General features: G+C 57.5%; 13 protein-coding genes and 1 pseudogene. 11 read left to right on the top strand and 3 right to left on the bottom strand.

Going from position 1 to position 15,015, the window contains the following annotated elements; all coding sequences use genetic code 11:
* Positions 1-45 precede the first annotated feature (45 nt).
* The 4 genes from AAEZ06_RS03950 to AAEZ06_RS03935 are packed head-to-tail and all read left to right on the top strand — an operon-like array spanning position 46 to position 6,297.
* Positions 46-1,302: a TolC family protein gene (locus AAEZ06_RS03950; protein WP_044268168.1), complete on the top strand. Its 1,257-nt coding sequence runs from the start codon at positions 46-48 to the stop codon at positions 1,300-1,302.
* On the top strand, positions 1,299-2,783 hold the full coding sequence (locus AAEZ06_RS03945) for an efflux RND transporter periplasmic adaptor subunit (RefSeq protein WP_044268171.1): 1,485 nt from the start codon (positions 1,299-1,301) through the stop codon (positions 2,781-2,783). Before AAEZ06_RS03950 ends, AAEZ06_RS03945 begins: the two co-directional genes overlap by 4 nt.
* Positions 2,780-5,908 (top strand): efflux RND transporter permease subunit, encoded by a 3,129-nt coding sequence (locus AAEZ06_RS03940; protein WP_044268174.1) that lies wholly within the window; start codon positions 2,780-2,782, stop codon positions 5,906-5,908. Before AAEZ06_RS03945 ends, AAEZ06_RS03940 begins: the two co-directional genes overlap by 4 nt.
* Before the next feature lie 26 nt (positions 5,909-5,934).
* A complete protein-coding gene (locus AAEZ06_RS03935) occupies positions 5,935-6,297 on the top strand; it encodes a copper-binding protein (protein WP_044268177.1) in 363 nt (120 codons plus the stop codon).
* A 200-nt stretch (positions 6,298-6,497) separates the two neighbouring features.
* Here AAEZ06_RS03935 and rloA3 read toward each other — a convergent pair whose 3' ends face one another.
* The 3 genes from rloA3 to AAEZ06_RS03920 all read right to left on the bottom strand — a co-directional run bounded on the left by rloA3 (position 6,498) and on the right by AAEZ06_RS03920 (position 8,326).
* Positions 6,498-6,983, bottom strand: a complete 486-nt coding sequence (rloA3, locus tag AAEZ06_RS03930; protein ID WP_161794300.1) for a retropepsin-like aspartic peptidase RloA3 — start codon at positions 6,981-6,983, stop codon at positions 6,498-6,500.
* Positions 6,984-7,102: 119 nt separating this feature from the next.
* Positions 7,103-7,372, bottom strand: a complete 270-nt coding sequence (locus AAEZ06_RS03925; RefSeq protein ID WP_044268181.1) for a hypothetical protein — start codon at positions 7,370-7,372, stop codon at positions 7,103-7,105.
* 60 nt (positions 7,373-7,432) lie between these two features.
* Positions 7,433-8,326: a cation efflux transmembrane domain-containing protein gene (locus AAEZ06_RS03920; protein ID WP_044268183.1), complete on the bottom strand. Its 894-nt coding sequence runs from the start codon at positions 8,324-8,326 to the stop codon at positions 7,433-7,435.
* 100 nt (positions 8,327-8,426) lie between these two features.
* Here AAEZ06_RS03920 and cadR point away from each other — a divergent pair, with 100 nt between their 5' ends.
* The 7 genes and pseudogenes from cadR to AAEZ06_RS03885 all read left to right on the top strand — a co-directional run bounded on the left by cadR (position 8,427) and on the right by AAEZ06_RS03885 (position 14,969).
* Positions 8,427-8,834, top strand: a complete 408-nt coding sequence (cadR, locus tag AAEZ06_RS03915; protein WP_078467797.1) for a Cd(II)/Pb(II)-responsive transcriptional regulator — start codon at positions 8,427-8,429, stop codon at positions 8,832-8,834.
* 94 nt (positions 8,835-8,928) lie between these two features.
* Positions 8,929-11,340, top strand: coding sequence for a heavy metal translocating P-type ATPase (locus AAEZ06_RS03910; RefSeq protein ID WP_057021724.1), 2,412 nt, complete (start codon positions 8,929-8,931; stop codon positions 11,338-11,340).
* 7 nt (positions 11,341-11,347) lie between these two features.
* Positions 11,348-11,693: pseudogene (locus AAEZ06_RS03905) on the top strand (DUF3703 domain-containing protein).
* Entirely contained in the window at positions 11,690-12,199 is a 510-nt protein-coding gene (lspA, locus tag AAEZ06_RS03900) for a signal peptidase II (protein ID WP_044268189.1), read from the top strand. The pseudogene AAEZ06_RS03905 and the gene lspA overlap by 4 nt, the downstream one beginning before the upstream one ends.
* Positions 12,200-12,258: 59 nt before the next feature.
* The gene (locus tag AAEZ06_RS03895) at positions 12,259-12,933 is read left to right on the top strand and encodes a helix-turn-helix transcriptional regulator (RefSeq protein ID WP_231988985.1); all 675 of its coding nucleotides are present in this window, start codon (positions 12,259-12,261) and stop codon (positions 12,931-12,933) included.
* Between the two features lie 68 nt (positions 12,934-13,001).
* Entirely contained in the window at positions 13,002-13,868 is an 867-nt protein-coding gene (locus AAEZ06_RS03890; protein ID WP_054897301.1) for a sterol desaturase family protein, read from the top strand.
* Positions 13,869-13,982: 114 nt separating this feature from the next.
* The gene (locus AAEZ06_RS03885; RefSeq protein WP_044268193.1) at positions 13,983-14,969 is read left to right on the top strand and encodes an arsenic resistance protein; all 987 of its coding nucleotides are present in this window, start codon (positions 13,983-13,985) and stop codon (positions 14,967-14,969) included.
* Positions 14,970-15,015 lie beyond the last annotated feature (46 nt).

Below are 15,015 nucleotides of genomic sequence, written 5' to 3'. Positions count from 1 at the left end.
TGTTTTTTTTGACGCGTGCAGTGGATGATCACAGGAATCGTAAACATGAACTCCAAGTGCTATTGCACAGGTTGGCCCCTGATGGCCGGTCTGGCGGCAAGCGTACTGGCATTGCCGAGCTTCGCTGCCGCATTGACACTCGATGAAGCGTTGCGGCTGGCTGAAAACAATGCACCGTCGCTGATCGCACAAGACGCCAAAATTCAGGCTGCCAGCAGTGCGGCTATTCCAGCGGGTGAATTACCCGATCCCAAGTTGCTGGCAGGTGTGCAGAACTACCCCATCGGCGGCCCAGATCGCTGGAGCATCGACCAGGACTTCATGACCATGCAAATGGTCGGGGTCAGACAAGAGATGCCCAACAGCGACAAGCGCAAAGCACGCATTGAGGTCGCCGATGCGGCCATTGATCGAGCTGCGGCAGAGCGTGGAGTCGAGCGCCTAAAGGTACGCCAGTCCACGGCGTTGGCCTGGATCAGCAGCTACTCGGTTGAGCGCAAAGATGCGCTGTTCCAGGACTTCTACAAAGAAAACCGCCTGCTGAGCGATACCGTCCGGGCCCAGATTGCCGGTGGCCGCGCTCAACCCGCCGATGCAGTGACGCCCAAGCAAGAAGCGGCTCAACTGGCGGAGCAACAGGACGATCTGGTTCGCCAGCGCATGCAGGCCCGAGCGGCCCTCAAACGCTGGATAGGCTCCGCCGCCAACGACAAGCCTGTGGGTAGCTTGCCTGAATGGCCCGTCGATCCATCAAGCTACGCCCATAAACTGCAACACCATCCCGAGTTGGCAGCGTTTGCGCCGATGACCCGCGAAGCGCAAGCCAAGGTTCGTGAAGCCGTGTCGGAGAAGCAGTCGGACTGGAGCTGGGAACTGGATTACCAGCGCCGTGGCGGTGAGTTTGGCGATATGGTCAGCGTGCAATTTTCCTGGGACCTGCCGCTGTTTCCTGACTCGCGCCAAAACCCCAAAATCGCAGCCAGACAGGCTGAACTCAGCCAGCTTGAGGCCGAGCGCGAAGCTCTGTCTCGCGAGCACACCCAGCAACTGGAAAACGAACTGGCTGATTATGAGCGCCTTAATCGTGCGGTAAGCCGGAACCAGCAAAGCCTGTTGCCGCTGGCCAGGGAAAAGGTCGAACTCAGCATGGCCAGTTATCGCGCTGGTAAAGGCGATTTAAACGCCGTTGTTGCCGCCCGACGTGAACTCATTGAAGTCCGCCTCAAACAGGTCGATGTGGAAGAGCAGCGAGCACTGACCAGTGCGCGTCTGTATTTTGCTTATGGGGAGTCCAGCCAATGATCCTTAAAAAATGGAACGGGGCATTGCTGGTAAGCATCACGCTGGCATTGGGTGCTGTCGGTGGTTACTGGTTTGCTCACCAACGCATGAATGAGGCACCCAATACCGCCCCGGAGCAGAGCCTCAATTCACCGGATGAACGCAAGGCCCTGTATTGGTACGACCCCATGTACCCGCAGCAAAAGTTCGATAAACCGGGTAAGTCCCCCTTCATGGACATGCAACTGATCCCCCAGTACGCCGACGTCGTCGGGGATCGTGCGACCGTCAGTATCGATCCGAGTCTGACCCAAAATCTCGGTCTGCGTATTGCGACTGTCACGCGTGGAAACTTTGAGTCCAGCCTCGACGTGACAGGTGTCTTGGCGTTCAACGAACGGGATGTCGCCGTGATTCAGGCACGCACCGCAGGCTTTGTAGAACGGGTCTATGCCCATGCTCCAGGCGATGTGCTCAAAGCCAATGCGCCGTTGGCGGATATTCTGGTGCCAGAGTGGGCCGCCGCCCAGACAGAGTTCCTTGCACTCAAGCGCAACGGTGATGCCGACCTGTTGGCTGCGGCCCGCCAGCGACTGCGGCTCACTGGGATGCCGGCAACACTGATTACCCAGGTAGAGCGTGGCGGTAAGGTTCAACCTTACCTGACGCTCACCAGCCCCATCGGTGGTGTGCTGCAAGAATTGAATGTTCGTACGGGGATGACCGTGGCGACTGGCGACACTCTGGCGCGCGTCAATGGCTTGAGCAGTGTCTGGCTAGCCGTGGCTGTTCCAGAATCGGACTCCGCAGCTATCACCGTGGGACAGCCAGTCGAAACGCGTCTGCCAGCTTTCCCTGGGACAATGCTCAATGGCAAGGTCAGCGCGATTTTGCCCGAGACCAATCCGGACAGTCGCACGCTTCGCGTGCGGGTGGAACTACCCAATTCGGACGGGCGCCTCAGACCGGGTTTGACGGCGCACGTACGCCTAAACAGCTCAACCGGGCAAAGTGTCTTGTGGGTGCCGAGCGAGGCGGTCATTCGCACTGGCCGACGTGCTCTGGTGATGCTCGCCGAAGACGCTGGCCGCTACCGTCCGGTTGAAGTGCAACTCGGCCAGGAAAGCGATGGCAAGACGGCGATAGTGAAAGGTCTGGAAGAAGGCCAGAAGGTGGTGACCTCTGGCCAGTTCCTGCTCGACTCGGAGGCCAGTCTCAAGGGCATTGTTGCAAGCTCGGAGAAAGAGTCTCCGCCCAGTGAAGCAGCCTCCAGTTTTCATGAGGCGGATGGGCAGATCGTTGAGATCAACGACAAAGAAGTCACGCTCGCCCATGGCCCCTTCAAGACGCTGGGCATGCCTGGCATGACGATGACGTTCCCTCTCGCCAGTCCGGCGCTGATGCAGGGCCTCAAGGCTGGTGACAAGGTTCGGGTCGCGGTGAGCCAGACCGATGATGGCTTGCGTGTCCAGCGCCTGAGTAAATCGGGGAGCCAGCCATGATTGCAGCTCTCATTCGTTGGTCGGTGGCCAACCGATTCCTGGTGCTACTGGCGACACTGTTCGTCACGGCTTGGGGTATTTGGTCGGTGCAGAGCACGCCCATCGATGCGTTGCCGGATCTCTCCGATGTTCAGGTGATCATCCGCACTCCTTATCCAGGACAAGCGCCGCAGATTGTCGAGAATCAGGTGACCTATCCGTTGGCCACCACCATGCTCTCAGTACCAGGGGCCAAGACCGTGCGTGGTTATTCCTTTTTTGGGGATAGCTTCGTTTACGTGCTGTTCGAAGACGGCACTGACTTGTACTGGGCCCGCTCGCGGGTGTTGGAATACCTGAGCCAAATACAAAGCCGGTTGCCGGCCAGCGCCAAACCGGCGTTGGGGCCGGATGCGACAGGGGTGGGTTGGATCTATCAGTACGCACTGGTGGATCGCAGTGGCGGTCACGATTTAGCCCAGCTTCGAGCACTTCAGGACTGGTTCCTCAAGTTCGAACTCAAGACTCTGCCCAACGTTGCAGAAGTCGCTACGGTGGGAGGCATGGTCAAGCAATACCAGGTGCAGCTTGATCCGCTCAAACTGGCCAGCCTTGGTATCACCCAGACTGAGGTGACCGACGCTATCGGCAAGGCCAATCAGGAAACGGGTGGTGCAGTGCTGGAGATGGCGGAGACCGAGTTCATTGTGCGGGCTTCCGGCTACCTGAAGACGCTCAATGACTTTCGGGCGATCCCGCTGAAGCTGGGCTCGAACGGTGTGCCGGTGACTCTTGGTGATGTCGCCACGATCCAACTGGGGCCGGAAATGCGGCGTGGCATCACCGAACTCGACGGTGAGGGGGAGACTGTCGGCGGCGTGGTTATTTTGCGCAGCGGCAAGAATGCTCGCGAGACCATTGCTGCGGTCAAGAGCAAACTCGACGAGCTGAAAAGCAGTTTGCCGGCTGGGGTTGAAATCGTCACCACCTACGACCGAAGCAAGCTGATCGACCGCGCTGTGGAAAATCTCAGCCACAAGCTTATCGAAGAGTTCATCGTTGTCGCGTTGGTTTGTGGGATCTTCCTCTGGCACTTACGCTCGTCGCTGGTGGCGATCATCTCCCTGCCGGTTGGTGTGTTGATTGCCTTCATCGTCATGCGTTACCAAGGCATCAACGCCAATATCATGTCTTTGGGCGGGATTGCCATCGCCATCGGCGCGATGGTCGATGCCGCCGTGGTGATGATTGAGAACGCCCACAAGAAGGTTGAGGCCTGGCACGTGGCCAATCCTGGGGAGGAACTGAAGGGTGAGCATCATTGGCACGTAATGACTGAAGCGGCAGCGGAGGTAGGCCCTGCATTGTTCTTCTGTTTGTTGATCATCACCCTGTCGTTCATCCCGGTATTTACCCTGGAAGCACAGGAAGGGCGTTTGTTCGGCCCACTGGCTTTCACCAAGACCTACGCCATGGCCGCAGCGGCGGGATTGTCAGTGACCTTGGTGCCAGTGCTGATGGGCTACTGGATTCGAGGACGAATCCCCAGTGAGCAACAGAACCCGTTGAACCGGTGGTTGATTCGGATCTATCAGCCAGCCCTGGACGCAGTCTTGCGTCGACCAAAGATCACGCTGCTGGTGGCGCTATTGGTTTTCGTCAGTGCGCTATGGCCAATGTCGCGCTTGGGTGGAGAATTTCTTCCGCCGTTGGATGAGGGCGACCTGCTCTATATGCCTTCTGCTCTGCCGGGATTGTCGGCGCAGAAAGCGGTGCAATTGCTGCAACAGACCGACCGCCTGATCAAGACCGTTCCAGAGGTGGAACACGTCTTTGGTAAAGCAGGCCGTGCCGAAACCGCTACCGATCCGGCACCGCTGGAGATGTTCGAAACCACCATTCAATTCAAACCGCACGAGCAATGGCGCCAAGGCATGACCCAGGAAAAATTGGTGGAAGAACTGGATCGTGTGGTACGAGTCCCTGGACTAACCAATATCTGGATACCGCCAATACGAAACCGAATCGACATGCTGGCGACAGGTATAAAGAGCCCAATTGGAGTGAAAGTTGCCGGCACCAACCTGACGGAGATCGATGCCGCGACTCAGGCAGTCGAGCGAGTGGCCAAGGGCGTGCCCGGTGTCAGCTCGGCTCTGGCCGAGCGACTGACCGGTGGGCGCTACATTGACGTGGATATCGACCGCAAGGCCGCTGCTCGTTACGGGCTGAATATCGCCGATGTGCAGTCCATCGTGGCAGGTGCCATCGGTGGTGAAAACGTCGGCGAGACCATTGAAGGTCTCGCACGTTTCCCGATCAACGTACGTTACCCACGGGAGTGGCGCGACTCGCTCGGCGCCCTGGAGCAATTGCCGATCTATACCCCGCTGGGGAGCCAGATCACCCTTGGCACGGTGGCGAAGGTCAAGGTCAGCGACGGCCCACCGATGCTCAAGAGCGAGAACGCACGACCTTCAGGCTGGGTGTACATCGATGTGCGTGGTCGGGATATTGCCTCGGTGGTTGCCGATCTGCGCCGGGTCGTCAGTGAGCAGGTCAAGTTGCAGCCAGGCATGAGCCTCAGTTACTCCGGACAGTTCGAGTTTCTCGAAAGGGCCAACGCACGTCTCAAACTGGTGGTGCCTGCCACGCTGCTGATCATCTTCGTGTTGCTCTACCTGACTTTTGCCCGATTCGACGAGGCCTTGCTGATCATGGCCACTCTGCCGTTCGCACTGACTGGCGGGGCATGGTTCCTCTATCTGCTGGGCTTCAACCTGTCAGTCGCCACCGGGGTCGGTTTTATCGCCTTGGCCGGGGTTTCTGCCGAGTTCGGCGTGATTATGTTGCTCTACCTGAAAAACGCCTGGGCCGAGCGTGAAGACCTCGGCGACAGCACTGAGCGTGGGCTGGTGGCGGCGATTCGTGAAGGCGCTGTGCAGCGCGTTCGCCCCAAGGCCATGACCGTGGCCGTGATCATTGCCGGTCTGTTACCCATCCTGTTGGGCAGCGGCACCGGCAGCGAAGTGATGAGCCGCATCGCCGCGCCCATGGTTGGCGGTATGGTCACGGCACCCTTGCTTTCCCTGTTTGTCATTCCGGCAGCGTATCGCCTGATGCGTCGCCGTCAACTCCAAGTTTAACCCAATCCCCCTCAAGGAAAAGTCGTATGAAACTGACCCTGATTGCAGCTGCTAGCATCGTAGTTACGCTGTCTTTTTCTGCCCTGGCAGAGGACATGCCGGGCATGAAAATGGACGATATGGAAGGCATGGAAATGAAGCAGGAATCGAAGCAGGAATCGAAGCAAACGCCTGTCGCCAGCGCCGAGGGCACGATCAAGGCTATCGATCCCGCAAAACATACGGTGACCCTAGCTCACGGCGCCGTTCCAGCGGTGCAATGGCCGCCGATGACCATGGCCTTTTCCGTGGCCGAGGATCAGTTGGCAGGGCTGTCGGTTGGAGACCGTGTATCGTTTTCTTTTCGACTAGAGGGTGGAAAAGCAACGATTGTCTCCATCAAAAAGTGATGTTTCAGTAGCCGGCACGTATTGTCGTGCCGGTTTTTACCACCTACCTTCACAACAATCAGCACTTCGGCTACGGGTGAGAATGACTGCTTCTCGCCGATATTGTTGAAAAAGTGGCGTTGTCACGGTGGCATCGTCTTCTCAATCAGATCGACTGACGTTACTTGAGGCAACCAGTCAGCGATTGAGGACGGTAACATTCATGGGGTGTCGCATTTCGGCTCCACGGTGAAGGTCCGCGAGGCATCAACCGCTCCAATACGCGCTAAGGTACTGCGCCCAATCAGCACGGGATAATTCATCTTGCCCCGATCCTTCAGCGAGAACTCCTCATCGTACATACGAGATCCGATGCATATTTTCATCATCACAACCGGACGCTGCTCCGCGCCGCCGGCGCCACGCACTTTTACGTTGCGGACGACTTTGCGCTCAAAGGATGAATTGGTCATCTTGCCAGTCATGCTGTCTTTGACTTCCACGTTAAAGCGGACCCACCTCTGGTTGTCCTTTTCAAACCGTTCCAAATCCTTCGCATCCATGGACGAGGTCAAAGCTCCGGTATCGAGCTTGATTTTCACCGAGATGTTTTCTGGTTGAATCTGCCCTTCCTCCACCCACCCAAATACCTTGGGCGGTGACTTCGTCTCGGCAAATCCGGGCGTCATCGCCAAAGCAATAGTCATCGCAATCAACCATCTTGTCGTTCGATACTGCATAAGGGAAACCTCTTTTATGGGTTGAGAGAGTTGTTTCTTGTGCTGTAGGGGGCTTAGGTTGTCTGCTGCTCCGTCAATGACGAGCCCTAAACATCCTCGTAGCTGCGGCTGTTCGCCCATTCCAACTCATGCTGCACCTCCAGGTGGAAGGCCTCATAGAGCAACCAGGCCTTCTGACAGTTCTGCTCCAGAAGTCTCTCTGCCTCAGCGCTGATGCCCGACTGCTCGCGCAGTGCCATCAACTTTAGGTAGGCAGCATAAGCAGCATCTCGACTCTGGACGGCATGCCCTTCGGCAATATTGCGGTTTAAACCCGCCATTAGCTGCTCTATCTCAACCGTGTAATCATCAGTCATAAGTTACGAGTCTCTGGTTGGGGAACGGCGTGAAGCAGCAGCCAGCAAATGCCCCCTTGATCACGCTTTCAAGGCCAGGATTCGGCGTGCCCCATTCAAGACAATGAGGCCCACAACGGTACCAATCACCAAATCTGGATAGGCAGAACCTGTCCACGCGACCAGCACGCCGGCAACGATAACGCCAAGATTCGCGAGCACGTCGTTGGCTGAAAAAATCCAGCTTGCTTTCATGTGTGCACCGCCTTCGCGATGACCATAGATCATCAAGAGACAACTGACGTTGGCAACCAGTGCGACTGCGCCAATCCCCATCATCAACATCGACTCAGGTTCGCTGCCGTAGAGAAAGCGTCTCGCCACTTCAACGAGTACACCCAGGGCCAACACGATCTGAAAGAAACCTGCCAGGTGCGCAGCGCGCACCTGCAGCCGTGCACTCCGGCCGACTGCGTAAAGAGCCAAGCCATACACGGCAGCATCAGCAAACATGTCCAGTGAGTCGGCCACTAGGCCAGCCGACTGGGCGATCAACCCTGCGCCCATCTCGATGGCAAACATCGCGGCATTGATACCGAGTAGGATTTTGAGCGTGCTTGCCTCCTTGGCAGTAGTCAGCTCTTCGGTGGCACTATTGGCCGAGGCTGCTTCCTGACTGGCCGGTTCAGTCCCCAGTAACGTTGCGCCCAGGCCAAGTGACTCCAGCTTTGTAGTGATCAGATCAACGGGCCCGTAATGGAAAGCGCGTACCTGCCTGCTCGCCAAATCAAAGGACAATGAATGGAGCTCAGGCAAGTCATTTAATGCGAGCCGAATCATCCGTTCTTCTGATGGACAATCCATTTTTGGCACCAAAAAACTGCTAACCCATGTTCCATCATTCGACGACGTGGATGCCGCTTCGGTGGTTGTTTCCGCGGGGCCACAACCACAGGATTTATCACAGGCGCTCATGATCCACTTTTCCTATTGGTTTCCACTCTGGTTATTGAAAACTATATAGTAGGTATAGGGTCAAGCGTAGATATACTGGATTTTTATCGAGGAGCCATTGATGCGCATCGGTCAACTAGCACAGCTGACAGGAGCGGATATTCAGACCATTCGTTTCTATGAGCGCGAACGTCTGCTTCCACTGCCAAATCGTCAGGCCAATGGCTACCGCGCCTATGAAGCGGAACATGTGGAGAGACTCCTGTTCATCCGTCGCTGCCGGTCGTTCGGTATGTCGTTGGAGGAAATCGCTGTTTTGCAGAGCTTTCAAGCACAGCCGCAGCAACCTTGCGCGGCGGTGAATGCGCTGCTTGATAGTCATATTGCTCAGGTCAGAACCCAAATCACGTCCTTGCAAGTTCTGGAAGAGCAATTGGTGAGATTGCGCCGCTGCTGCGATAACGAACGACAAAGCTTGGACTGCGGAATACTTTCGGGCTTGGTGGAGGGCGGTTCAACACACTCCTGATGCACGCGCCCCTTCGTTTTTGCTCAAAAATTTAGTTCTTGACCATATAGCGACTATAGGGTGTTCACTGCGCAACAACAGAGGAGACGCCTTAATGGCTAATTGTTGCGATGACACCCCGAAAAAAAGCTTATGCGGCAACCCTGCGGAGACAAGCTGCAGTGCAACGGCTTGCGCGGCACCGGCAGAACCGGTAGGCGAACTGAGCAGCTTTCGCATTGAACAAATGGATTGTCCTACTGAAGAAGCGCTGATCCGCGGCAAACTGGAGAAGCTGCCCGAAGTGCAGGCGCTGCAGTTCAATCTGCTAAACCGGACCCTCGACGTCCGTCACGAGCCGCTGTCCCCGCAGGTACTTGTGGAGGCCATTGCTTCATTGGGGATGAAGGCTGAGCCATTGACCGCCGCGCAGGGCACTCGTGTGGTAATTGCGCAAATGGACTGTCCCACCGAGGAGCGACTGATCACCGACAAACTGTCCGGTATGCCGGGCATCTCGGCACTGCGGTTCAATCTGCTGCAACGAACACTCACCATCAGCCATGAGCCGGAGGCACTGGCGCCCGCGTTGGACGCGATCCGCGCGCTCGGCTTCACTCCCCAGCTTGCGGCCGAAACCAAATCCTCGACCAAACCGCATCCACCGACCAATGCTTACTGGTGGCGGCTAGGGCTGTCCGGGGCCGCCGCCGCATCTGCGGAGATCTTGCACTTCACCCAGTTGGTGCCCGAATGGGGCGTTGCGGCCATTTCTCTGGCGTCCGTGTTGCTGTGCGGGTTGGCCATCTACAAGAAAGGCTGGATCGCCCTCAAGAACCGTAACCTCAACATCAATGCGCTGATGAGTATTGCCGTTACGGGCGCTATTCTAATTGGGCAATGGCCCGAAGCTGCCATGGTGATGTTCCTGTTTGCGGTCGCGGAGTTGATCGAGGCCAAATCCCTCGATCGCGCTCGGAATGCTATCCGCGGCCTGATGGACCTGGCTCCGGACAAGGCGACGGTGCAGCAACCCGATGGCCGTTGGATCGAGCTGGAGGTGGCCACGGTCGCCGTCGGAAGTTTGGTTCGGGCTCGCCCCGGTGAGCGTATCGGCCTGGATGGGGAGGTGGTCAAAGGTAATTCGACGATCAACCAGGCACCCATCACCGGCGAGAGCCTGCCTGTGGAAAAGGGGCCAGGCGATACGGTGTTCGCCGGCACCATTAACCAAGCTGGCGAATTGGAGTATCGCGTCACGGCGGAAGCCAGCCATACCACCCTGGCTCGGATCATCCACGCGGTCGAAGAGGCTCAGGGTGCCCGTGCGCCAACCCAGCGCTTCGTTGATCAGTTCGCGCGGATTTACACGCCGGCGGTGTTCCTGTTCTCGCTGGCTGTGGCTGTCGTACCGCCCATGCTGATGAACGGGATGTGGTTCGACTGGATCTATCGTGCCCTGGTATTGTTGGTGGTGGCGTGCCCCTGCGCCCTGGTGATTTCCACCCCTGTTACCATCGTCAGCGGCCTGGCGGCCGCCGCTCGCAAAGGCATTCTGATCAAGGGCGGGGTGTACCTGGAAAGCGGCCGCAAGATCACGCACCTGGCTTTGGACAAAACCGGCACCCTCACCCATGGCAAGCCGGTTCAGACCGACTTCCTACCCATTGGCACAGACCTGCCATCGGAATACCTCTCGGCGGCGGCGAGTCTGGCCAGTCGCTCTGACCACCCAGTGTCGCAAGCCATTGCCAACCAGGCTGCTGAGCGCTCAATACCGTTGCTGGCCGTAGAGAGCTTTGAAGCTATCGTTGGGCGCGGCGTTCGAGGTGTTATTGACGGTCATCTTTACCAGCTGGGCAACCACCGATTGCTTGAGGAGCTCGGTCTCTGTTCGACTGAATTCGAAGCGTTACTCGAACGATTCGAGCGTCAGGGCAAAACGGTTGTCATCCTCTCCAACAAAACTCAGGTGTTGGCCCTGTTCGCCGTGGCCGATACGGTGAAGGACAGCAGCCAAGCTGCCATTGGCGAACTCCACGCACTGGGCGTGAAAACACTGATGCTGACGGGCGACAACCCCTACACCGCCGAAGCGATCGCTGCGCAGGTGGGCATCGACGAAGCCAAAGGTAACCTGTTACCGACCGACAAGCTCAGCGCCATTGAAGCCCTGATCAACAACGGAGCTACCGTGGGCATGGTCGGGGATGGCATCAACGATGCCCCCGCACTAGCTCGTGCCGATGTCGGTTTTGCCATGGGCGCAGCGGGTACCGATACCGCGATCGAGACTGCAGATGTGGCGATCATGGACGATGACCTGCGCAAGATCCCGGCCTTCATCCGTCTATCCCGGCAAACCGCTGCGGTGCTTATGCAAAACATCGGACTGGCTCTGGGGATCAAGGCGATCTTTCTGGTAGTCACCCTGGCCGGTCACGCCACGATGTGGATGGCGGTATTCGCCGACATGGGGGTAAGTCTGTTGGTAGTCCTGAATGGATTGCGCCTGCTGCGCAAGTGAGGGCGAGATGAACAGTGAACTACGTGCTGCCATCGAGATGGCCTTCCAGCAAGCCGAGCAGGCACTTGCGGCCAAGGAGCCTTGGCGCGCCTATCCCTGGTTGGAGCGCGCCCACATTCTCAGTCAGCGCCTGCAGTGCTGCACGTATGCAGCCATCGGTTGATGCTCCGGGCTGGCTGGCAACAGCGAGACTACCGGGAAATGTTTGGCCAAACCACACGGATAATGGCCGCCTTGCTGTTCAGCAAATCTGGGTACCAATCGGCAACACCAGACGGGCCAGGATCAGTGCATTCCGGTCGATGCCAGTTCCAAAGGATCTTCAACGACTACTGCAAGGTAAGCACCAGTGAAGGCACATCAGGAAGCAACGCACTACGTCACACCTTGGTTTTGGTGGGGGCTGGCGACTGCAGTTGCCACCCTCGATCAAGGGTTCAAATCCATCGTTGAACGTCTATTCGCGTTGGGTTCAACGCTTCCCTTGAGTTCATTTTTCAATATTGTGCATGCCCGGAATACCGGGGCAGCCTTCAGCTTCCTGGCTGAAGCGGGCGGTTGGCAGCGTTATTTTTTCATCGCCATCGCTTTGGTCGTGTCCGTGGTGCTTGCCCTGTTGCTTCGTCGTGCGCACCCCCCGAGCGAATCCTTGGGTTATAGCCTGATCTTGGGCGGCGCTATCGGTAACCTCATCGATCGGTCGTTCCGCGGCTATGTTGTCGACTACTTGGACTTCTACTACCAGACATGGAGTTGGCCGGCGTTCAACCTAGCGGATATCGCCATCGTCGGTGGTGTTCTACTGTTGTTCCTGAGCAGCCTGTCGCAACCGAGTCCACAAGCAGGTCGGACGGGATGAAGGTGCCCGCAGCGGTCGACTCGCCTCGCTGGTCCGGTCGTGCGTGGATTGCGCCTGGCATGGCTATCTTCATCGGCCGCGCCGGGCATCAAGACTGGCACCATCATCAGGCGCACCAGATTGCACTGGGAGTGAATGCGCTCGTCTCCGTAGAGTCCCCCCAGGGTTGCCACACCGGGGCCGCGGTTCGCATTCCTGCGGGTGTTCGCCATCGGCTCAGCGGCGACATCGTCATGTCGATCTACCTAGATGTATTGTCGGATGAAGCCCGGGCTCTGCCCGAGGGCAGAACCCTGGCGCCGCTCGAAATTGCTACGGCCGACGTGACGAGGCTGATCGATGCCTTAGACGAGACGACCCTTGGTGTCCGAAGGGCGGTTCGGAGGGCGTTGGGAGTAATCGACCTGCCGACAACCGACCCGCGCCTGGCTGTGGTCAGCGCAGCCGTGCACAGCGGCAGCGTGCGGCGTGACCAACTCGCCGCCTTGGTGCACCTGTCTCCGACGCGGTTCTCCCATTGGTTCGTGGAGCAGACCGGCCTGCCGCTGCGCAGCTATGCAAAATGGCTGCGCCTCACCCATGCAGTTCAGCTATTGGCCAGTGGGCTATCGATGACCGACGCGGCACACGCGGTAGGCTTCTCCGATTCCGCCCATTTTTCACGAACCTTTCGTGCGCTGCTGGGCATTGATCCATCCTCAGCGCTTGCCGAAGTTCGCCTGCAGGAAGGCTAGCTCTTTCGTTCAAGCTGCCAGCGCGTACCCGCACATATCGTAAAGGCCCACAACTCGGGAGCCCGATAATGTCCAGCATTTCTCGTTTCGCCATTCGATGGTTGAGCTATCCCTTAGTATTTGGCGGCTGTGCGGCCTTCATGGTGTGGGCGTTATACGCTGGAATGCCCTATTGGCCGACATCCCCCCTTGTCGCTGCGGTCGGACTGCTGGCCATCGCGGCATTGGAGCATCTTCTGCCGTTTCGGCAGGAGTGGCTGGAAGATCACCAGGACACCCAGACGGACTTGCTGCACTTGCTAGTAAACCTTTCCGTCATTCAGTTCACGGCAGAAATCGTGGCCAAACTGGGGGATGCGGTACCGGCCTCGATGCGTCTGTTCCCCACTGAGAGCCCCTTATGGCTGCAACTGTTGCTGGTTGTGGTGGTGCTCGACCTGAGTCTGTACAGCATGCACCGAATCAGCCATCAGGTGCCCTGGCTGTGGCGTTTCCACATGATTCACCACAGTGCCGAACGGCTGTACTGGATGAACGGTGAGCGGCGCCACCCCCTCCACGCTGCGTTCATGGCCGGCCCTGGGCTGGTAGTGCTGCTCGCTTCAGGGGCACCCGCGGCGGTGGTCGCGACCTGGTTTGGCATTTTGAGCGTGCACCTGGCCTTCCAGCACTCGAACCTGGATTACCGGGTGGGCTGGTTACGACATGTGTTTGGGGTCGCCGAAATCCATCGTTGGCACCACAAGCGTGACTTCGAAGATGCCCAAGTGAACTTTGGTGAGTTTCTGATGGTATGGGATCGGTTGTTCGGTACGTTCTATGACAGCGCGGGGAAGCTGGGCGAGGCAGAGGTCGGACTGCATGAACAGGGATTCCCGCAGGTCTATTTGGAGCAGCTTGTTGTGCCCTTTGGAAAAGCAACCTTGCCCAAATAAACCGCGATGATACGTGACATATAATGGCATGAGCGTGTGCCTACACCATCACTCGACGGACGAGCTGGTGTTGCTTAGGTTGACGGCCTTGTTTTGATACCCGAGGGGAGCGCTATGGATAGGGACGCACTTGAACAGAACCAAATACCGATCTATTTCGTCGCGGTCATTGCCGCAGCAATCGGTGGGTTCATTGCGCCTGTAGCTGCTCAGGGGTTGAACGCTTTGGTAACGCCAACCATCGCCGTGCTGATGTACGCGATGTTCTTACAGATTCCCTTTCTTAATCTGCGTGAAGGACTGAGCAATAGACGCTTCATGTCAGCCCTGCTGATCGCCAACTTTGTACTGATTCCGCTGTTGGTATGGGGGCTCACTCGGGGACTCACGGATCATCCGGCGATCCTTGTTGGTGCTCTCCTCGTACTGCTGACCCCCTGCATCGACTACGTGGTGGTCTTTACTCATATTGGCAAGGGCGACTCTCGTGGAATCCTTGCAGCCACACCAATCCTGCTGCTGCTTCAGCTGGTTCTGCTACCCGTGTACTTGGCCTTCATGTTGGGTGGGCAGTCCGAAGTCATGATCTCGGTAGGCCCCTTTGCTGAAGCCTTTCTCGTGTTGATTGTTGCGCCGTTGTTATTGGCCGTGATTACAGCGGCGCTGGCGAAAAAGTCGAAAATCATCGGCGCTTGGAACGCCGCCTGGGCTTGGCTACCCGTCCCAGCTATGGCAGCGGTTTTGGTCGCGGTGGTGGGTTCTCAAATCTCCTCGGTCGTTCGCGACATCGATAAACTTGCTCCGGTCATCCCAGTGTACATCGGCTTCATGCTATTGGCTCCGTTGGTTGGCGCTTTGGCTTCGAGAGCTTTCAAGCTGCCGTCCCCGACTGCCAGAGCAGTGACATTCAGCTCGTCAACACGCAACTCTTTGGTCGTTCTCCCACTGGCCCTGACATTGCCTGAAGAGATTCGAGGCCTTGCAGCGGCGGCGGTGATCACCCAGACGCTAGTCGAGTTGGTGGGTGAGCTGATCTACATCCGCGCAGTACCGGCACTAATTTGGCGAAAAAGTTCGCAGACTGCGTCAATAACGCGATAGAGATCGAAACGTCGCGAAATGGTTTTGATGAAGCTTGAATGACTGC

Origin of the sequence: Pseudomonas sp. HY7a-MNA-CIBAN-0227, assembly GCF_040310325.1 — a bacterium.
Lineage (GTDB): Bacteria > Pseudomonadota > Gammaproteobacteria > Pseudomonadales > Pseudomonadaceae > Aquipseudomonas.
Note: the sequence above shows the minus strand (reverse complement) of the source record. Positions and strands in the feature narration are given on the sequence as shown.